The sequence below is a fragment of the Amycolatopsis sp. SID8362 genome (genome assembly GCF_010550475.1).
GTDB lineage: Bacteria > Actinomycetota > Actinomycetes > Mycobacteriales > Pseudonocardiaceae > Amycolatopsis > Amycolatopsis eburnea.
This window is the reverse complement of the sequence record NZ_JAAGNB010001816.1, coordinates 1-238: the sequence shown is the minus strand read 5'-3', so window position 1 is coordinate 238 and position 238 is coordinate 1. Positions and strand designations below refer to the sequence as shown.

Below are 238 nucleotides of genomic sequence, written 5' to 3'. Positions count from 1 at the left end.
GTCCGGTCGCGGTCCGGGGCCTGGTCGAGGGCGGCCGTCCAGACGTCTTCGTCGAGGAGCCCGGTGAAGATTTCCGGTGCCGCGGCGGTGAACGCGGCGACGACGGCGGGATCGAACTGGCTGCCGGCGCGCGCTTCGGCCAGCGCGACGGCGGCGTCCGGCCCGCCGCGGCGCAGGTGCACCTCGGCGACTTCGGCGAGGTGCACCACGCGCATCTCGATCGGCAGCTGGTCGCCGC

Annotated in this window: 1 pseudogene; it reads right to left on the bottom strand. The window is 75.6% G+C overall.

Going from position 1 to position 238, the window contains the following annotated elements:
• Positions 1-238: pseudogene (locus G3I65_RS55025) on the bottom strand (LuxR family transcriptional regulator); the annotation flags it as partial.